The 19638-nt window shown below is 57.4% G+C and carries 17 protein-coding genes and 2 pseudogenes; 8 read left to right on the top strand and 11 right to left on the bottom strand.

Features of this window, described 5'->3' with window-relative positions:
• Positions 1 to 405 precede the first annotated feature (405 nt).
• On the top strand, positions 406 to 2277 hold the full coding sequence (locus tag P6U16_RS21785) for a diguanylate cyclase (RefSeq protein WP_277704459.1): 1872 nt from the start codon (positions 406 to 408) through the stop codon (positions 2275 to 2277).
• A gap of 723 nt (positions 2278 to 3000) precedes the next feature.
• Here P6U16_RS21785 and P6U16_RS21780 read toward each other — a convergent pair.
• The gene (locus tag P6U16_RS21780; protein WP_277704851.1) at positions 3001 to 3495 is read right to left on the bottom strand and encodes a MarR family winged helix-turn-helix transcriptional regulator; all 495 of its coding nucleotides are present in this window, start codon (positions 3493 to 3495) and stop codon (positions 3001 to 3003) included.
• Positions 3496 to 3656: 161 nt separating this feature from the next.
• Here P6U16_RS21780 and P6U16_RS21775 point away from each other — a divergent pair, with 161 nt between their 5' ends.
• Positions 3657 to 3986 carry a DoxX family protein gene (locus P6U16_RS21775; RefSeq protein ID WP_349017727.1) on the top strand — a complete coding sequence of 110 codons (330 nt, stop codon included), beginning with the start codon at positions 3657 to 3659 and terminating at the stop codon, positions 3984 to 3986.
• Between the two features lie 20 nt (positions 3987 to 4006).
• Positions 4007 to 4690, top strand: coding sequence for a glutathione S-transferase family protein (locus P6U16_RS21770; protein ID WP_277704458.1), 684 nt, complete (start codon positions 4007 to 4009; stop codon positions 4688 to 4690).
• 62 nt (positions 4691 to 4752) lie between these two features.
• Here the strand turns inward: P6U16_RS21770 and P6U16_RS21765 are convergent, their stop codons facing one another.
• The 6 genes and pseudogenes from P6U16_RS21765 to P6U16_RS21740 form a co-directional block, all read right to left on the bottom strand.
• Positions 4753 to 5061: an EAL domain-containing protein gene (locus P6U16_RS21765; protein WP_277704457.1), complete on the bottom strand. Its 309-nt coding sequence runs from the start codon at positions 5059 to 5061 to the stop codon at positions 4753 to 4755.
• A 468-nt stretch (positions 5062 to 5529) separates the two neighbouring features.
• Positions 5530 to 6450: a ribokinase gene (gene rbsK, locus P6U16_RS21760; RefSeq protein WP_277704456.1), complete on the bottom strand. Its 921-nt coding sequence runs from the start codon at positions 6448 to 6450 to the stop codon at positions 5530 to 5532.
• A gap of 16 nt (positions 6451 to 6466) precedes the next feature.
• Positions 6467 to 6922, bottom strand: coding sequence for an RbsD/FucU family protein (locus tag P6U16_RS21755; protein ID WP_277704455.1), 456 nt, complete (start codon positions 6920 to 6922; stop codon positions 6467 to 6469).
• 47 nt (positions 6923 to 6969) lie between these two features.
• Positions 6970 to 7980 carry an ABC transporter permease gene (locus tag P6U16_RS21750; RefSeq protein WP_277704454.1) on the bottom strand — a complete coding sequence of 337 codons (1011 nt, stop codon included), beginning with the start codon at positions 7978 to 7980 and terminating at the stop codon, positions 6970 to 6972.
• A gap of 2 nt (positions 7981 to 7982) precedes the next feature.
• A pseudogene (locus P6U16_RS21745) lies at positions 7983 to 9551 on the bottom strand (sugar ABC transporter ATP-binding protein).
• 60 nt (positions 9552 to 9611) lie between these two features.
• Complete coding sequence (locus tag P6U16_RS21740) at positions 9612 to 10544, bottom strand: sugar ABC transporter substrate-binding protein (RefSeq protein ID WP_277704453.1); 933 nt, start codon at positions 10542 to 10544, stop codon at positions 9612 to 9614.
• Positions 10545 to 10752: 208 nt separating this feature from the next.
• Here P6U16_RS21740 and P6U16_RS21735 point away from each other — a divergent pair, with 208 nt between their 5' ends.
• Together P6U16_RS21735 and P6U16_RS21730 are read left to right on the top strand one after the other, a co-directional pair.
• Entirely contained in the window at positions 10753 to 11757 is a 1005-nt protein-coding gene (locus P6U16_RS21735; protein WP_277704452.1) for a LacI family DNA-binding transcriptional regulator, read from the top strand.
• Between the two features lie 549 nt (positions 11758 to 12306).
• Positions 12307 to 13638 (top strand): APC family permease, encoded by a 1332-nt coding sequence (locus P6U16_RS21730; RefSeq protein ID WP_277704451.1) that lies wholly within the window; start codon positions 12307 to 12309, stop codon positions 13636 to 13638.
• 34 nt (positions 13639 to 13672) lie between these two features.
• Here the strand turns inward: P6U16_RS21730 and P6U16_RS21725 are convergent, their stop codons facing one another.
• A complete protein-coding gene (locus P6U16_RS21725; protein ID WP_277704450.1) occupies positions 13673 to 14455 on the bottom strand; it encodes a helix-turn-helix transcriptional regulator in 783 nt (260 codons plus the stop codon).
• Between the two features lie 113 nt (positions 14456 to 14568).
• Here P6U16_RS21725 and P6U16_RS21720 point away from each other — a divergent pair, with 113 nt between their 5' ends.
• From P6U16_RS21720 to P6U16_RS21710, 3 genes and pseudogenes are all read left to right on the top strand, one after another.
• Positions 14569 to 15612 carry an amidase gene (locus P6U16_RS21720; protein ID WP_277704449.1) on the top strand — a complete coding sequence of 348 codons (1044 nt, stop codon included), beginning with the start codon at positions 14569 to 14571 and terminating at the stop codon, positions 15610 to 15612.
• A complete protein-coding gene (locus P6U16_RS21715; protein WP_277704850.1) occupies positions 15609 to 15977 on the top strand; it encodes an amidase family protein in 369 nt (122 codons plus the stop codon). The genes P6U16_RS21720 and P6U16_RS21715 overlap by 4 nt, the downstream gene beginning before the upstream one ends.
• Before the next feature lie 182 nt (positions 15978 to 16159).
• Positions 16160 to 17666: pseudogene (locus P6U16_RS21710) on the top strand (IS3 family transposase).
• A gap of 34 nt (positions 17667 to 17700) precedes the next feature.
• Here the strand turns inward: P6U16_RS21710 and P6U16_RS21705 are convergent.
• From P6U16_RS21705 to P6U16_RS21695, 3 genes are read right to left on the bottom strand one after another with little or no spacing between them, the layout of a single operon-like run.
• On the bottom strand, positions 17701 to 17934 hold the full coding sequence (locus P6U16_RS21705) for a hypothetical protein (RefSeq protein WP_277704448.1): 234 nt from the start codon (positions 17932 to 17934) through the stop codon (positions 17701 to 17703).
• A 4-nt stretch (positions 17935 to 17938) separates the two neighbouring features.
• Positions 17939 to 18649 (bottom strand): RES family NAD+ phosphorylase, encoded by a 711-nt coding sequence (locus tag P6U16_RS21700; RefSeq protein WP_349017726.1) that lies wholly within the window; start codon positions 18647 to 18649, stop codon positions 17939 to 17941.
• Entirely contained in the window at positions 18646 to 19065 is a 420-nt protein-coding gene (locus tag P6U16_RS21695; protein ID WP_277704447.1) for an MbcA/ParS/Xre antitoxin family protein, read from the bottom strand. The genes P6U16_RS21700 and P6U16_RS21695 overlap by 4 nt, the downstream gene beginning before the upstream one ends.
• Between the last annotated feature and the right edge of the window lie 573 nt (positions 19066 to 19638).

The following is a 19638-nucleotide window of genomic DNA, read 5'->3' as shown; positions in this document are numbered from 1 at the left end:
AAGACATTGGAAACTGGCGACATAACTGCGTCGATGCTCAGCAACACGTTAATTGAAGACACTTCATGGCATGTGACGTGACTAGACAAGCTACTAAATTGCGCCGCATCCTGCCGAATGAACCGTATTCAAGAGCTTTGTTCCGCTCGTATATCTCCTTATCGATTCTTAGAGACGGGTTCGACGTCGTCCGCGACGAGGTTCACAGGTATTACCCGACGAATTTTCGCACCGTTGCTTGCGCTCAGCAACTCGTACTGCCAGGCTTTAGCAACGAATGCCTTCGCGTCACTATAATAAGGGGCGACTAATTCCAAGAAATTATGAAAGCTCCCATATTAACAAAAATAAAACCAGATGTCGTTAAAGTTCTCTTTTAACATATTGGAGAACCGGCGAAACGCGATGAATGGCACATGGGAGCAGTTCGCAGGCAATCTTGCATTTGTTGGCTTGGCAATTTCGCTTTGGGCCCATGTATCGATTTGGTTCCGGCGGATGTTGGCCGGATATGAAAAAATCCTGTTCGGAGTGACGGCTGGTGGCACAGCGATCGGTTCGATATTGCTCGCGGTGGAGTTCAGCCCCGGAGTTTATGTGGATCTACGCTACGTACCCGTCGTAATCGCGGGTCTCTTCGGAGGACCGGCGGCGGCGATCACAGCGGCATCGGCGGCCGTTCTTTTCCGCCTGGCGGCTGGCGGAGCGGCCGCTTTCGACGGAGCTATTCTGATTGCACTGGTTGCCGGCATCGGCATGGCGACCAATTTTCTTACCAGAAAGAGGTCGCCGACGTTTCAGGACATCGTTCTGATGACCGGGGCTGTTGGCGTCGCCCTCATCGTTGCGATGTTAACGCTTCCGGCTCTGCCGGTGATGGGCCTGCGTATGGCGGCACTGAACTGTGTGGCAACCGCGGTCTGTGGTCTCATCATTCTGAAGACGCAGCATTCTGAGCTGGAGCGGAGCATATTGGTGACGGCATTCTCGCAGTCGCCGGACTACCTCTACGTGAAAGACCGCGACAGCCGGTTCGTTACAGTCAACGAGAACATGGCACGTCTTCATCGGTGCAGCACAGTGGACCACATGGTCGGCTTGTCGGATTTCGATACGATGACGCCACATCGAGCCGAAGAATTATATTATCACGAACAGGAGCTTATGCGCACCGGCACGCCGCTAATCGATTCTGTTGAGCAAATGGGGGACAGATATTTTCTGGCGTCAAAGGTCCCAGTGCGAAATACAGAGGGACGGATAATTGGCCTTGCGGGTGTAACCCGAGATATCACCGAACGCACGGCTCTCGAACGGGAACTGCGGGAAAGCAAGAACTTGCTGACATATGCCATGGCCGGAATGTCCGACGGCTTCGCGATGTTTGATACCCAGGGTTTTCTTCTCTTTTGCAACGAGCAGTACCGCAACGCATTCCCGCTCTCGGCGGACGTCCGAGTGATCGGTGCAAATATACGAGATATCCTTCGCCGTATCATCGAAACAAGGGAACGGGTTGATCTCCCGTGCGACGTGGGAGAAGACTGGATCGAGGCCGCGAGCGCCAGCTTACATCGCAACAAAGATGAGGAGATCCAACTGCAGAACGGAGACTGGCGCAGCCTGAAAACAAGACTGGCAGAAGATGGATCCGCAATGGTGGTTGTCTCCGATATTACCGCGACGAAACAGGCCGAAATCGCCCTTCGACTGTCCGCGGAGCAACTGAAGACTCTGGCCGAGACCGATGGACTGACCGGTATCGCCAATCGCCGGGCCTTCGACGAGGCCTTTGAGCGCGAGGCGGCGCGCAGCGTCAGGAATAACACTCCGATCAGTCTACTGATGATCGATATTGATAGGTTCAAGGCGTATAACGATGCTTACGGGCACCCAGCAGGTGATCAATGCTTGCGGCTAGTCAGCAAATGCCTCATCCAATCGGTAAAACGGCCGGCGGATATCGTCGCTCGGTATGGCGGCGAGGAATTCGTGGTTCTGCTTCCGGAAACCGATGAAGAGGGCGCCGCCGCCGTTGCTGAGCAATTTGTCTTTAACCTAAGCCAGGAGAACATCGTTCACTCCAGCAGCGAGTTCGCAAGGGTCACGGCGAGTGTCGGCATATCTTCCGCAATAGGGCGTATCCTACGAGGAGACCCGAGCGCGCTGCTGGCCGACGCCGACGCCTCGCTCTACGACGCCAAGGCCAAAGGCCGAAACAACATCCTGGCTCGCCGGCTCACCGATGCGCGGCCTCCCACGAAAAAGGCCGGTTAGCTGCAAACCCCAAGATTGGGCGCGGCTCCCGTATGCTGTCAATCGGCCCTTTAATAGCGGGGCCGGGTCAGGCCTGTTTCGACCGTACCGGGTGTTGAGTTTCAGCTAGATTTGCGCCGGCTCAGTTCCGCGTGGAACGTATGGCCCGCCCTGTTTGCAAGTAGTTCTTTAGATTCCCTGTGCAGTCTGCTTCAATGTATTCGGTCTTACGGTCACGCCGTAGCCAAGATGGATATCCGCACGTCCAGAGCCACGATAACCAACACGGTTTCAATGAACCATTTCCACCCCTGGGCTTTCTGAACGCCGATTGACTGTCAGGCCATCAATATTCCTTCTCGCAAACTTCATGGGCTGCGTGTAAGCGGAGCCAACCCTGTTATGTTGGCGCTACGCCGAAAGTTTTCTCATACTCATCGAGTGAAACCTGCGCATCCGTTCGGCACGACCGAACAATGGAAGTAGCAAGGTGCTTTCCGAGGCGGCGGCTGGAAAACGTCCGTGGCAAATTCGGTCTAACGGCGCTCGCCTACAACAGTCGCAGGGCCATCACCCTCTCGGCGTTCCCGCTTGATCGCAAGCTATCAGGGCGTGTGAGGCCCTCGACAAGCCGAAATGCACATCATGCAGAAAACGATACAGCAGAATGCCCACAACAGGCTCGTCCAGCTGATGAGCGCGGAATCATCGAAATCCCCCACAGTCGTAATCCGATTGACATAATCAGATATCCGCAGACTTTTGACACGGTCTGTAGGATTTCTGCGACAACACGGCCAACAGCTCAGCCAGTTGATCAGCCTGCCCGTTGTTCAGCTTGTTGCCTAAATGCCGTTGGATCGCCGCTGCATAGACATTCCAAATGCGCGCCTGCATGGCCCGGCCGTTCTCGGTGATAACGACCCACCGGCCCCGGCCGTCCTCGGAAAAAACTTCACGCTGAACGAGCCCGGCCTTTTCCATCCGGTCGAGCAGTCGAGAAAGGTTGTGCTGTGCCAATAGCGTGCGTTCCTCGATCTCGTAAGGCCGTAAGCGGCCTCCTTCAACCCGCGACAGCTCTAGCAGCACGTCATACCAGCCAAGTGGCGGAAGATCGGCCGCCTTCAGATCCTGTTCTATCGCGCCGAGCACGAGCTGCTGGGCACGCATGAGTCGGACCCATGCCCGTATTACAGACAGGGAGGGTTGCGCGGCTTCGGCTTCTGAACAATTCAGCATAAATGCAGTTACATCTATATTGACCGACAAGGCAAGCCTCCTTATAGATGCAAGTGCATCTATAATCGGAGTTCTTTTATTATGACCCATGAGCGACTAGCGGAATACGGGGTGACGCTGCTGCGCGTCAGCCTCGGCCTGATGTATCTTGCCCATCCATTGTGCCCAAACTGCTCACCTTTGGCCTTGCCGGTACGGCGGGCTACTTCGAGTCTATCGGGCTCCCCGGGTGGCTTGCCTATGTGACCTTTGCCGCTGAAGCCATGGGCGGCGCGATGCTGGTTCTCGGCATTTATGCCCGTTGGGTGGCCGTGGCGCTGATCCCGGCGCTTGTGGGTGCGATCATCTGGGCGCATGGCGGCAACGGGTGGGTGTTCAACGCGCCGAACGGCGGTTGGGAATATCCACTCTACCTCATCGTCCTGTCGCTCGCTCAATTCCTGTTTGGTGAGGGTCGCTATGCGCTCCGCCCCTCCCCCACCCTTCACTGATCTGCCAAGGAGATTTCATCATGTCCGACACAAAGCTAACCCTCATCAGCCATCATCTTTGCCCTTACGTCCAGCGGGCCGCGATCGCCCTTTCCGAAAAGGGCGTGACGTTCGAGCGCCGCTATGTTGATCTGGCCGCAAAGCCGGATTGGTTCCTCGCCATTTCTCCGCTCGGCAAGGTGCCCCTGCTGATCGTCAAACAGTATGATGGCACGGAGGCCGTGTTGTTCGAGAGCGCGGTCATCTGCGAATACCTTGAAGAAACGCAGCCCGGGGCTGCTCTCCATCCTGCCGATCCACTGACGCGGGCGCGGCATCGGGGATGGATCGAGTTCGGTTCCTCCATCCTCTCGGACTTATGGGGCTTCGAGACGGCCAAGGATGCCGGAACCTATGAAACCAAGCGCAAAGCCCTGATCGACAAGTTCGGCCGTGTCGAGGCAGAGCTGGGCAATGGTCCATTCTTCTCCGGCGAGACGTTCAGCTTGGTCGACGCGGTCTTTGCGCCAATCTTTCGGTATTTCGACGTGTTCGACACCATCGCACCGGCCGGCGTATTTGACGAATTGCCCTGCGTGACAGCATGGCGTAACGCCCTTGCTGCCCGCCAGAGCGTGGGCGAAGCCGTTTCCGTCGACTATGGCGATAGGCTCAAGGTATTTCTCACGCATCACGACGCTTGGTTGCTCAAAGCCGCCGCCTGACAGATTCGCAAAATTCCGAGTTTTGTTTCGATTTTGCGCCCGATATTTTGCCCAGCTGGAATTCACATGCCAAGCTTTTGTCGATCGACGGCTGGGTTTTGCCGATCTCTACCCTGTTCAAGCTGCACTGTGGTGCGGTGGTATGAGACGATCAAAAAGGCGATGCCGGTCCCGACTTCCACAATACTGCCGCTTTCCTCGGCCGCTTCAAGGAACACGGTTGGCAATAGAGCGCCGTATGTAGGATGGCGGCAACGTAGAAGCGCTTCGTAACCCCTCGGCTTGCCCGACGCCGCTTCGACGATTGGCTGGTAGAGCAAAAACAATTCACCGCTTTCCGCTGCATCGCGCAACTCATCTTCCAGCCCCAAGGTGCAAACTCTCAAACGGCGCGGCGTAGGAACGTAGGGAATTTTTGGAGAACAGGACCCATCACCTTGCTCCTGACTCCAGCAAAAATGTCAGTTCATCAAGGTCCAGGCTATTCAACTCGCCCCCTTTCACGCCGAACGCGCGATTGAGAATAATCCGACGTTCCCACGCGTCGGGCGACGCGTCACGAATGGAACTGGGCATTGAAAGACCATGGAGAGGTCTTATCTCGCCCTCCTCTAGCGGCAGTTCCGGGAGATAAAGGGCAGTCGCGCTCGGGTTTCGAAGATAAGATCGACCATAAATGAAGCTGATGCAACAGAGCGGCTCTGCACACCCAATTCGCCAGGAATGTTAACTTCCCATATTGGAGGGACACAGCAAAGCGTCGTCAAATGCCCTGCGATCACATCTCGGCCAGGCATGCAGCGCTTTTGAAAGCTCCAGCCATCACAGAGCTGCGCACTTTATCGTCCGCGCAATTGCTCGATTTCCTCAAGGCGCGGCATTGCTGGCGCTGTGCCGCGCCGGGTGACTGCGATTCCGGCGGTTGCGCAGCCGAAGCGCACCGCGTCCACCGGCTCAAAACCCCGCGAAAGTGCTGCGGCAAAGCCACCGACAAAGGCATCGCCGGCCCCCGTCGTGTCGATCACGGTGCCAGAAGAAATAGCGGGCACATGAACGGATTGGTCCGCCGTGTGATAGAGAACGCCACGTCCGCCAAGCGTGATCAGCGCTGTACGCACACCCTTCGCAAGCAGCGCATCGCCGGCGCGTCGTGCATCGTCCAGTGTGTCGAGCACAAAGCCGACGATGGCCGCGGCTTCCGTCTCGTTCGGCACGATGTAGTCGCAGAGCGGATAGATCGCTTCGGGAAAGCTTTCTGCCGGTGCCGGATTGAAAATAGTGGTGACGCCAGCCGCGTGCGCAATTTCGAGCGCCCGTTGCGCTGCCTTTGCCGGCTGCTCGAGCTGGGTCACGAACACCAGCGACTGCTCGATCGTTTCGCGCGCCGCCTCTACATCGGCGATATCGATGGTACCGGCCGCACCGGGATAGACGATGATCGCATTTTCGCCGTTCTCGTCGTTGACGTAGATGAAGGCGGCACCTGTGGGCATATCATCCATCTGCACGACCTTCGGCCGGACGCCGGCTTCCGCATAGGTCTTCAGCGCCATGTCGCCGAACGTGTCCCGGCCGATTTTGGAAATAAACGAGACCTCCGCACCGGCGCGGGCCGCGGCGACGGCCTGGTTCGAGCCTTTGCCACCTGGGCCTACCGAGAAGCCGGTGCCGGTAATGGTTTCACCAACATTGGGCATTCGCTTGGCCAGGTAGGCCGTGTCGGCTACAAAGATCCCGAGGATCGAAACGCCTGCCTTCATGACGATCTCCCCGCTTTCAAACTGTTTCCGGCGGAATGACGCCCTTGGTGAAGATGAAGCAGCCGTAGAAGCGGTTTTCTCCTGTCGTGATCACGCAATAGGCTTTCTTGGCTTCCTCGTAGAATTTGAACCGCTCGATGCCGTACATCGGCGCCGGCTTGCCCTCAGCCGCATCGATCTCTGCCTGAACTTCGCTCTGGACGACCGGAATTTCATCCGGAGCGCCCATGATTTCCATGCGCCCCGCGGACGGCTGCAGCGGCGTGTCGAGGGGCATTACCGAAAGGATTGCTTTGATGGCCCGGGCGGTCGAGACATTGTCGATGCGCAGCAGCTTGCCGAGCACGGTCTGGCGGGCAATGGAATCGGACGGGAAGTTGGTATCGGATACCACAAGCGTATCGCCATGGCCCATGGAACGCAGCGCGTGCAGCACATCGGCGTTCAGCGCCGGGTCGAGATTCTTCAGCATGAAATTTCCTTGTTCAACATGTAGCAGCAGCGGATCGATCGATCAGGTCAGGCGGCCGTGATCCTTTCGCGGTACTTGTCGATGATGACAGCCAGGATGATGACGACGCCGGTGATCATCTGGCGCATGAAGTCGCTCAGTCCGAAGAGAATGAGGCCGTTTGCCAGGACACCGATGATGCAGGCGCCGAGCAGCGTCCCGATCACCGTGCCGCGACCGCCGCTAAGACTGGTGCCGCCGATGATGACGGCGGCGATCGCATTGAGCTCGAAGCCGATGCCGATGATCGGGCTCGCGATATTCAGTCGCGCCATGTAGACCATGGCCGCAATTCCGACCAGCGCGCCGGCGATCGTGAAGGCCGCCACCTTGTAGAACATCAGTGAATGGCCGGCCAGCCGAACCGCCTCCTCGTTGTTGCCGATGCCGTAGAGCAGGCGGCCGAAGACTGTCTTGGACAAGACGAACCAGGCGACTGCAACGAGCGCAAGCGCGATCAGAAATACAACGGGCACGCCAAACACCATCTGCGAACCAAAGGCGTTGAAGCTCGGCGGGAACGAATAGATCGTGCGTGCATCGGTTACCTGCAAAGCCGCTCCGCGTGCGATGTTGAGCATGCCGAGGGTGACGATGAATGATGGCAGGCCCCAGAAGGCGCTGATCCAGCCGTTGAGGAAGCCGCAGACGACGCCCGTGCCAATGGCTGCAAGCGTTGCAAGACCAACGGCCTGGAACAAGGAAAGGTCCGGAATGGTCAGTACCGTACCGGCCACGACCGCACAGAAGGCCAGCATCGATCCAACCGACAGATCAATGCCGCCGATCAGGATGACGAACGTCATTCCGATTGCAAGGATGAGGTTGATCGTGATCTGGGTCAGGATGTTGGAGATGTTGTTCGGTGTCAGGAAATGTTCGGTGCTGACTGAGAAAAACACGATCAGCAACAGCAGTGCGATGCCTATGCCGGCATCCCGTAAAACCAGCTTCATCGATATGCGCGGTGCGGGCGCTTCGGTGGGCGCGTTCGGCGTTGTCTTATCGATTGCTTGCATCGTCAGTGCCCCGTCTGTCTTCGTTCGCCTTGATAGGCATAGGTCAAAATCTTCTCTTCTGAAAAATCCGCCCGCGGCAGTTCGCCGACGATGCGGTTCTGCGACATCACCATGATCCGGTCGCACAGCGTCATCAGCTCCGGCAATTCGGAAGAGACGACCAGCAAGGCCAGCCCCTTTTCGGCGAGCCTGCGGATCAGCGCATAGATCTCGGCTTTGGCCCCGACATCGACACCGCGGGTCGGCTCGTCGAGCAACAGGATCCGCGGGTTGCGGGCCAGCCACTTGGCGAGAACCACCTTTTGCTGGTTGCCGCCGGAAAGCGTGGCCGCATGTCTCGACGGACCGCCATATTTGAGCTTGAGATCAGCGCCGAGCTGTTGCGTCATGGCATTTTCCAACTTGCGATCAAGCAGTCCGAGCCTCGAGACGCTCGACAACGACGCAAGCGTGACGTTTGCCGCAATCGGCATTGTCAGGATCAGACCTTCTTCCTTACGGTCTTCGGTCACGAAGCCGATCCCGGCCTGGATCGCCTCGCGGGGCGAACGGAACGCGGCGGGTTTGCCGTCTCTCAGGAGGGTGCCCGAAAGCGGCTGTTCGGCTGCAAAAATCGCACGGAGCAGTTCCGTCCGGCCCGAACCAACAAGGCCGGCAATTCCGAGAATTTCCCCTTGTGCAGATCCAGCGATATGCCATCCGCGTGGGGCGATTGGGCATGGCGGAAATTGACGAGCGAGAGTACCGTTTCCTTCGTGGCGCTGGATCTGGCTTCGCTTGCCATTTCCTTCTGCAGCTGCTGGCCGACCATGCCGCGCACGAGTTCGTCATGGCTCGTTTCACCAATCGGGCGGGAAAAGACCGTCTCGCCGTTGCGCAGAACCGTGACGCGATCGCAGATGCGGAAGATCTCGTCCAGATGATGCGAGACGAAGACCACCGAGACGCCGCGGCTGCGCAGATCATCAATGATGGTGAAAAGCCGATCGGTTTCGCGGGATGTCAGCGTCGCCGTCGGCTCGTCGAGAATCAGAACACGGCTGTCGGTCATCAGCGCACGAGCAACCTCGACCAGCTGGCGGTGCGCGATGCCGAGGCGTTCGACCGGCCAGCGAACGTCAATATCCTTCAGGCCGATGGCATCGAGCGCGTTGCGCGCACGGACATTCATATCGTCACGCTTGACCACGCCAAACAAATTGCGCGGCAGGTGCTCGATGAAGATGTTCTCGGCGACGGAGAGAAAGGAAGCAGGTTGAATTCCTGGTGCACGACCTGAAGCCCGCGCGCCTTCGCATCGCGCGGCGTCTGCGGCTCATAGGCTTCCCCGACAGCCTGATTGCGCCGGAATCAGGCTTGACGATGCCGCAGAGAATCTTGATCAGGGTCGACTTGCCAGCACCGTTCTCGCCGATAAGCCCGTGCACCTCGCCGGGCGCAACGGACAATGTCACGCCATTCAGCGCGACCGTGCCACCGAAGCGCTTGCGGACGTTTTGGAGATCGAGAATTGGAGCACGCGTCGCCTCTGCTGCCAACCGGCGTGCTGCATCGGAATCCGGATAAATCATGGGAGCCCCTTGGAAGAGAGCCGCACCGAAGGAGTTCGGCGCGGCGCGAGTTGTCGGGGGCTACTTCACATTGTCTTTTGTGACGAGTTCGATGTCGGTCTTGATCCAGCCTTCGAGCTTCGGTCCACCGGCGACGACCTCGAGTGCCTTGTCGATGGCATCGGCTGCCATTTGCGAACCGAACTGGTCAACTGTTGCCAGCAGCTTGCCGTCCTTCAGGAACGGCGCGACAGCCGACACATTGTCGAAGCCAACAACCTTGATGTCTGAGCGACCGGCAGCGTCCAGCGCCTTGATAACGCCGATAGCCATCGAATCGTTGGCAGCCATCACGCCCTGGATGTCGGGATGCGCGGTGAGCATTGTCGAAAAGACGGAATTGGCTTCTTCCGTTTCCCAATGCGCGGTCCGGGAATCGAGCAGATCAAGCTTGCCTGCGGCAATCGCATCCTCAAAACCGAGCTTGCGCTGTGCGGCATTGTCAGCACCGGGGTTCCCCTCGAGGATAACGACTTTTCCGCCCTCGCCGAGCGCCTTTGCCAGTGCTTCGCCGACCATCTTGGCGCCGCCGCGATTGTCCGGACCGACAAAGGCGAGATCGATGCCCGCATCCTTCTTCGCCTGCTCGTCGAGCGAAACGTCAAAATTGACCACTGTAATCCCCGCGTCCATCGCCTTCTTCAACGGGGCGACCATGGCGCGGGAATCGGCTGGCGCGATGACAATGGCATCAACGCCCTGCGTGATGAAATTCTCCACGCCATTCAGCTGGCTTTCGAAATCGGTTTCGTTCTGCATGCCGATGGCCTTGAGCTCGTAGTCACCACGCTTCTTGGCGTGCGCTTCAGCACCTTCGAGCATGTTTTTGAAGAAGTCGTTGGCAAGCGACTTCATAACGAGGCCGACGACGGGCTTGTCGGCAGCAACCGCCATGGCTGGAAGCGAAACCGAGACCATAAGTACCGCAATAGACGCCAGTTTGAAAAGCTTCATGTAAGATCCTCCTTGTGAAAACCGCGGCCCTCCAGCCATCGGTGAAACGTTTCATCGCCAAAGGCGACGCACTCGCTTCTTCGCCAAAAAACACAGACAGAGTAAATCTGTCAATATGAAACGTTTCATTTGGCAATTTTTCTTTGGCGCACTACTCTGCCGTCGAGTTGTCTGGTTTATGCTCAACTGCCTTTGAAGGGAGCATCTGTTGGCCATTACAATCAAAGACGTAGCCCAGCATGCTGGCGTTTCAGTCGGGACCGTGTCGCGGGTTCTTGCAAAAAACAGCACGGTCAATGACGCGATCCGGCTAAAAGTCGAAGGTGTCATTGAGCAGCTAGGCTATAGGCCCAGTTCGCTGGGTCGGAATTTGAGGCTCAACAGAACGTATCTTATCGGTCTGTTGATCCCAGACATTACCAATCCCTTTTTCGCAGAACTCGCCAAACAGGTCGAAATGCTGGCATCGGCAGAGGGATATTCCGTTCTTCTCGCAAACACACACGACGACCCCAAAGCAGAACAAATGCAGGTCGAGGCGATGCTCAGCCGCCTTCCATTTGGTCTCATTCTGGTCCCGGTCAGCGACAGTGCCGTCAACACGATCGTCGCTGGAACACGCACGGTGACGGTCGACCGGCCACTGCAGGGGCATGCTCTGGTATCCGTAGACAATGCCCGCGGTGGTTATATGGCGGCCGATCACCTTCTGTCGCTCGGGCATCGAAATCTCGGCTACATCAGCGGCCCGAGCTCGACGGAAGTGTCACGCGCGCGGCGCTCTGGCTTTATCAGCGGGATCACCGAGTTTCGAAGACAACATTCCGGCATGGTCGTCGAATCACGGATCGTTGAAGGCAATTTCGACTACCTATCAGGCGAAACGCTTGGCAGGACCCTTCTGCAATCGGCGCCTGGCACGCGTCCCACGGCCATCGCCACGGCGAGTGACCAGCAAGCCATCGGCCTTATGCGCGCTGCCGCGGATTTGGGAATCCGCGTACCGGAGGACCTTTCGATCATCGGCTTCGACGACATTCCCCTGGCATCTCTCGTATTTCCAAGACTGACGACAATCCGCCAGCCGATAGCGGAAATCGCACGCATCACACTCGAGGCTGTGCTTGGGCGACTGTCGCCGCAGAAGGAATGGATGCTCGAGCCCGTGTTGATTAGACGAAGTTCCAGCGCCTTCGCTCCCCCAGTCACCTAATCCGACGGTTTCATCCAAGCATTGTCGGTCCGCATCCACCAGCTCCGGCAGCCACATTCGTCAGCTATGCGCCCATGCTACGTTTCATCTAACCATTCGACCTCCAATCATCGGGGCTGGAGCATACAGAAATGCCCAAGCGGATCCCGATCTTCACTTGTGCTTTCTTTCAAGAGCGATTGCACGGTCGGCTTTTCGAACACCAGTGCGCATTTATTACAAGAGGCCTCGCACTCCATTCGGACGATGCGCTTTCCAGTGTCGGCGGAGTTAAACAGACCTTGCTCGTTCCCGGCGCTAGGAAAATGATGCCCCCGGCAACGTAGGATATCCGCTCACGAAAGGCTCCAAGCAAACTCACACCGCCGACAGCACCAGGGTTTCTGACCCCATGGGGCAACCGCAGCAATAACACCTTCGGGTTATATCCGGCCACCATCCGCTCCGGCATCTTAAAAATGACGGGCGGAGACCTGCGCGGGAACAGCTGAATACATGCACCGTGCAGTTTCCAAGAAGATCAACAATAACTCTTCGCGGAGGCGGAACATGAACAACACTGTGAAACTTGACCGTACGCTCGGACTCTGGTCCGTCGTGCTCTTCGGCCTGGCCTACATGACGCCTATGATCGTCTTTGGCACATTCGGCGCGCTTGCAACAGCAAGCCAGGGTACAACGGCGATGGCTTATCTCGTGGCCGCCGGAGCGATCCTCCTGACGGCCATCAGCTATGGCGTCATGGCGCGTGTCTATCCGGTGGCCGGATCGGCCTACACCTATGCCCGCAGATCGATCAACCCGAGCGTCGGCTTCCTTGTCGGCTGGGCAGTTTTGCTCGATTACTTCTTCCTGCCGATGGTGATCTGGCTGATCGGCGCGGCCTATTTGACATCCGCTTTCCCGGCCATTCCCGCCTGGGCCTGGATCATTGGCTTCATCGCCGTGACCACGGTCGTCAACGTCGTCGGCATCGCCTTTGCCAACCGCATCAACTTCATCCTGATGCTGGTGCAGCTTGCGGTTCTGACAGCCTTCGTCTTCCTGGCTGCACGATATGTCGTCGCACTGAACGGCGCCGGCGGCCTCGCCTCCATCAAGCCTTTCTTCACGGCAGACGTGCCGTTCTCAGCCTCGGTCGCCGGGGCTGCCATTGCCGCGTACTCGTTCCTCGGTTTTGACGCAGTATCGACGCTGACTGAAGAAACCAGGGATGCTAGGCGCACCATGCCAAGGGCGATCCTGATCACCGCACTTGCCGGCGGCCTGATCTTCATTGCCTCGGCCTATGTCACGCAGCTTGCCCATCCAGGTTTTGAATTTGTTGCTGCCGATGCCGCTGCCTCCGAAATTGCCCAGACGATCGGCGGCGATCTGTTCGTCACTGTCTTCCTTGCCACTCTGGTCGTTGCGCAGTTCACCTCCGGTCTCGCCGCCCAGGCCAGCGTCGGTCGCCTGCTCTTCGCCATGGGACGCGACAAGGTACTGCCGTCATCGTTCTTCGGTAGCCTGCATCCGAAGTGGCATACGCCGATGCTCAACCTCACCCTCGTCGGTATTGTCGGCCTGCTGGCTTTGACCATGGACGTGACGACATCGACCTCTTTCATCAATTTCGGCGCGTTTCTGGCTTTCACCGCCGTCAATATCTCAGTGATCGCGCTCTATCTGAAAAACAATGCGGAGGTTAAGCCGCTCGGCGCCCTGATCGGTCTCCTCATTCCATCGGTTGCGACTGTCTGCGATCTCTTCCTGCTCTGGAACCTCGACAGCAATGCCAAGATCCTCGGCCTTGTCTGGCTGGTGATTGGGGTCGTCTATCTCGCCTATCTCACCCGCGCCTTCCAGACGGCTCCGCCGGAAATGGATTTCGCTGAATAGCCCATTTTATCGAGATCCGGTCTCAGGCCGCGCCTTAGGACATAAACAGGCGGAACAGTTCCGCCTGACTAGAAATGTTGAGCTTTGCGTAGACCTGCCGACGATGCACCTTGACCGTATTCGGAGACAGGGACAGAACCGCGGCGAGCGAGAGGGTAGAATGTCCCTTCAAGATCAGCGTGACGATCTCCAGTTCGCGTTTGGTGAGCAGCGGATGTTCGATCCTCGAGGCCTGCGATACAGCCTTGCTGTCGAGAGAGATGGTTGGGACGTGAAACCAGTGCCGTTCGCTGAGTGCACAGATGACTGGTGCTGCGGCTCTCAGCTGTTCCAAGTCCTTGCCCGAAAACAATGGCGCTATACCGGTTCTCGACAGGGACACGACGCCAACGAAGTCGTTCTCCAGCGCCAGCACGAATCCGATTTCGTCGATGATCTCTGTTGTCGCATAGTGAAGCCGGAAATATTCGGTCTGGGCAAAATCGTCCGGCGCAAGATCGCGCATGACGATCATTCGCTGGCGATCATGGACGCGCACTGCATCATAGAACGGGTCGAGCACGAATGCCCCGGCAAGATAGCGATCGACGATGATCGAACGCTTGGCAACAATCTTCTCGTTGTAGAGGTCGAACGCGTTGCCATCAGGAGAATAGAGAAAACCGTTCATCATTTGGAACGGAGACAGAAGGCGCAGCGCAACCGCCAAGGCATCGGGAAACGCGGGCGAGCCGATGGCGCCTGCCGCAGCGCCGAGGCTAGCGTTCCAGACGTCAAACGACGGCGCCCGGATGGTCGATACGGCAGCGGAACTCATCGAAAACAAAAACCTTTCCGGGTAATCCTGAAACCTGACATGACGTCGCCCCCGGCAGCAAGCACGCTTTGCCCGAAAAATGCAACACGCTAGAGTGAACGGAAACTGATCTCATGACCTCGCCCCGCAACGCCCTTTTTGCCGATCACCCGCTGGACCTGCCGACCATCGACATCGCCCGCGGTATTCGCTCAGGCCAGTTCAGTGCCGAGGCAATTGTTACCGAATCTATCCATCGCGCAAAAACGGTAAACAGCACGCTGAATGCCTTTGCCGTCATCAGCGAGGAACAGGCAATCGCCTCGGCACGCACTGCGGATCGGGCAATGTCTGAGGGCAAGTCGGTTGGCCCGCTGCATGGCGTGCCCTTTGCGGCCAAGGACCTGACACCCACCAAAGGCGACCTAACGACGCTGGGTTCTTGGACGTCGGGCGATTGGGTACCGCAAGAAACAGCGCTCTGCGTTCGCAGGCTTCAAGAGGCCGGGGCAATACTTATTGGTAAGACGACGACGCCGGAATTCGCGTATGCAAGTTTCACCAGGAGTCCGCGTTGGGGCGCAACGCGCAATCCTTGGGATCCGGAGAGAACACCGGGCGGCTCCTCCGGCGGTTCGGCCGTGGCGGTCGCAACGGGGGTGGTGCCCTTTGCCGAAGGCACCGACATGGGCGGCTCCGTGCGCATCCCGGCCGCCTTCTGCGGTGTAGTCGGGCTGAAACCAAGTCTTGGGCGCATTCCCATGACGATCCTGCCGAGTGTCTTTGACAATATCTCCCATTTCGGTCCGCTCGCCAGGACCATCGGTGATGCCATCGCCTTCGTGGATATTGCCAGTGGCCCAAGCGACGAGGACATCATGTCGCTTCCCTTGACCTTTTCCAAGGAGAAAGCTCTCGAAGGACGCTTGGAAGGCAAGCGTTTCGCCTTTTCGATGGACCTTGGATATTATCAGGTCCAACCGGAAGTCGAGGCTGTCATATCCGAGACCATCGCAACAATGCGTGACTTTGGCGCGGTGGTCGACGAGGTGCCGATGCACTGGACACGTGCCGTCAACGACCAGTGGTTCGATGTCTGGTGCGTATTCATGTCGTCGTTTTTGGAAACCGGCTGGCAGGCCATGAACACCACATGGATCCAGTCGTGGTCTCGATGATCGAGCGCGGGCTGGCCGCCAACGCGACAGATTATAAGCGGGTGGAACAGCTGCGCACCGCTATGTGGCGGGACATGGCGAAGATCTTCGAAAGCTATGACGCGTTTTTGTGTCCCACATGCGCGATCACTGCGCCGCCCTTAAGCGAATGCGACGACGACTATATCGTGACATTGCCGAACGGACGCTTCGCGGGCCTCGACATGACTTGTCACTTCAATATGCTGCCTCAGCTCCCTGCCCTATCCCTGCCTGCGGGGATTGCCACAAACGGCCTGCCTGTGGGGCTTCAGATTATCGGAAAACGCTTTGCCGACGAGCAGGTTTTGTCGTTTGGATCCGGCATCGAGGCAGCTTTATCCTAGTAGTGGTTCTTCCCCACCCTGCGAATTTCCCTGTCAGTTTAAGCCATTTTTTCATTTCGCCGCGATCCGCTCAGGCCGAATAAAGTCGTTTGCAGACAATTCACTACATCGGCTCTGGTGGGCCAACGCGAAATGAAAAATCGGGGGTGCGGACGAAAACTTGGACCACCAGGAGGTAGTTCATGTATTCCTACGCAGACAGACTTCGAGCCGTTGAGCTTTATATCAGGCTTGGCAAGCGACTTAACGGGACCATTCGGCAGTTGGGTTATCCCACAAAGAATGCGCTGAGGGGTTGGTACCGCGAGTACGTACAGCATCTCGACCTGCGTATTCAGCCGGTAGCTCGAGCGCCAAAGTTTTCCGAGAGTCAGAAGCAGGCGGCACTTGAGCATTACCGCACCCATGATCGTTGCATCTCTGCGACGATGAGGGCGCTCGGCTATCCTGGTCGAGGAACTCTGACCGCATGGGTACGTGAGGCCTTTCCGGAGACGCGAACATCGATGGTCGGTCGATCGTGGCGCCCTGCCTATCCCGCAGCGGTGAAGCCAGCTGGTGTCATCGGACTATGTAGTGGAGATGAAAGCGCAGGCCGACGTTGTACAACTGGAAAGACCAGCTACTCGGTCATGAGGCTCCTTCCTCCATGAAACGCCGCAAAACCACCCCGCAGGCGCCGGAACGCGAGGAACTCGAGCGCCAGCTTGAAGCCCTCCAACGTGATGTTCGCCAGTTGCAACTCGAGCATGACCTCCTGAAGAAGGCCAATGAACTCCTAAAAAAGAACTGGGCGTCGATCTGCAGATCCTGAGTAATCGGGAAAAAACACAGCTGGTTGACGCCCTTAAAGATACCTATCGCTTGCCAGAACTGCTCGCCCAGCTGCAAATTGCGCGAAGCTCCTACTTTTATCATCGCACGCGCATGTGTCTGGCAGACAAGTATGCCGCCGTCCGGCACAGCCTTGCGGAAATCTTTGAAGCGAACCGTCGTTGTTACGGCTACCGCAGACTACAGGCGTCACTGGCCAGGAAGAGCGTGATCATCTCGGAAAAGGTTGTCCAGCGCTTGATGAAGCAGGAGCACTTGGTCGTGGCCAGACCGCGCCGACGGCGTTTCGGATCGTACTTGGGAGAAATAAGTCCGGCACCCGAGAACCTGATCAATCGCGACTTCCATGCGAAAGCGCCGAACGAGAAATGGCTGACAGACATCACCGAGTTCCAGATCCCAGCCGGGAAGGTGTATCTCTCGCCCATCATCGATTGCTTCGACGGAATGGTCATCAGTTGGTCGATTGGAACGCAACCAGACGCGCGGCTGGTCAATACTATGCTGGATGCAGCTATTGAGACCGTGACCGACGGCGAGGAACGGCCAATCGTCCATTCCGATCGCGGAGCCCATTATCGCTGGCCAGGCTGGCTAACGCGGATCAGCGAAGCGAAACTGGTTCGCTCAATGTCCCGAAAGGGATGCTCACAAGATAACGCCGCATGCGAAGGCTTCTTCGGCCGATTGAAAACGGAACTATTTTATCCACGAGATTGGAAGGCCATCACAATCAAACAGTTCGTTGCCGAGGTAGACGCCTATATCCGCTGGTACAATGAGAAGCGGATCAAGATATCGCTGGGATCACTCAGCCCGGTCGAATATCGCAAGAGCCTCGGCCTTAACTTATAAAGCTGTCCAACTTTTTATCCGCACCCCCATCGGTTCAAACCCTGCTGAAACGCAACAATGCTGATGGCGTTTGCGCCAGAGCGAAGGGCGTCTGAGTTCGGTGCTTGACATGATGCGATTGGAGCGGCTTGGTCACGGCAGGGATTGGAGGATGCTGGATGAACAGATCCGTTTCAACGCCTGTCGGAGCCACCGCGTCGTTTCGCAAGTCGTTTTTCTCAATCATTCCGTGAGATTTGCAAAAATCCTGCGGAGCCTGATAGCGCATGCGATTATTCGTGACCGAGACCATAGACTGTCCGTTGACCGGTCATCTTCTGCACAAAATCAACATTCCGCCCATTCCAATGGTAGCGAAAATGATCGCCCTGACGGGGCGGAGTGACGACGTCCGGATAAAAAGCGGCGATGCACTCCCCGTCGATGTGACGTTGGCTGGGATAAACAATGCCGTTGGCGCCGTCGTCTCTCATGCTTTTCGCGAAAGCCCTGGCTGCCGGATAGGTCTCAAGATCCGGGCTGAGAATATCTTGGTGGCCACCGCCACGCAGATCCACCAAATCAGCGTTTATCGTGCCAACCAACTGGCGAACCTGAGACATCCAACCCGGCTCCACAACGCTTGCCGCGTAAAATCGCGCCATGTGATAGGTGTGTTCCCGCAAGGCTGTCTCGAGGCTATTTCCCGCGTAATACACGCCATAGGATCCGTCGCTGAAACGCGAGGTCCTATGGGGGGATATGTGAGTGAACGCCGCCATGACCCAGGATGCCCCGTCGCCGGAAACGCGACGGCCCTGAGGGACCAACGAAAGGTCGCCGATCTGCTCATAAATCCTGGGGTTCGTTTTCGCCTGGGCAAGGGCCAGTGCCTCCCAGTCGCGTGGGTCCGCAACATCGTCGTAGAGATCAATAGGTGGGTAGTGAGACATGACCAGACGATGAGTCTGGGGCCAGTTGACCCCTGTGACGATGACGTTCACCAGCCACCGCGCACTGAATCAAGGTAACGGCGAATTCGCACGATATCCTCCATACTCCCTCTCCTCATCACATCGAGCGCAGTCAATCCGGCGAAGGCCGAATTCTTCGCACTCATCCAGTCGTATCCGGTTCGTGGTTCTGCAAAAATGATCCTGAGCGCTTTGTGAATGCCTAAGATATTCGACATTCTGTCGGCGAGATCGCGATTGGCTCGGCCATAATCTTCGTCTTTCCAGCGCTTGTAGGTTTTGGGCGATATTCCGCCCAGAATCGTCGCTGCATCCACGTCAGATACGCCCCACCTGTCAAATATGTTCAACACAGTGCGTTGCATTGCGCGCACCTCGTCTAGCCCATAGCCGGATTTAAATCCGATTGCAGGCTCTGACTCACCGATCTTGACTACGTTCAGCATCCGCCTATCCTTTTGTCCAAATATATGTAGAAAATACCCAGTTGTCCACTGACTAGAGGCACGCCTGCCCTTGCCGCGGTCCTTCGCGCGTCGTCGCTCTAAAAGGGCCTTGTCACATACTCATGCACGATCTCCAGATCCTCGTCGGCATCGATCCCGTCGGAGGGAAGGACGCCGTATTCGCCATCGACCTTGAAGAGCATGCGGGAGGCCCGTCGCCCGGTCTTGCTCGCGGTAAAAGACTTAGAAATGCTCGCCGACAATCTCTACCTCGCTGTAACCCTTGCGGCGCGCGGCCCCGGTATCCAGGCGGTCACGTAACCTCGGGCGTCGAGCCAGTACTGGCGTCGACAAGCATGCGGTGGCGCGCCGCGATCGTCGTGTTTTGACGAGATCGCGGATGTGTACGACTTCATTCATATGAAACTTACCCCGCAGGCTTGACCCTTGGATGCCATCCCCTGCGCACTAGACTGCGCAGTAAGAGACGTGGCCCCTGGGAGCTGCCGAATTGCGCATACACGCTTTTGTGAACTACACGTAGCGCAAACACCCTCTCCTGGTGGTAAGCTT

Source organism: Rhizobium sp. 32-5/1 (assembly GCF_029537235.1).
Lineage (GTDB): Bacteria > Pseudomonadota > Alphaproteobacteria > Rhizobiales > Rhizobiaceae > Pararhizobium.
Note: the sequence above shows the minus strand (reverse complement) of the source record. Positions and strands in the feature narration are given on the sequence as shown.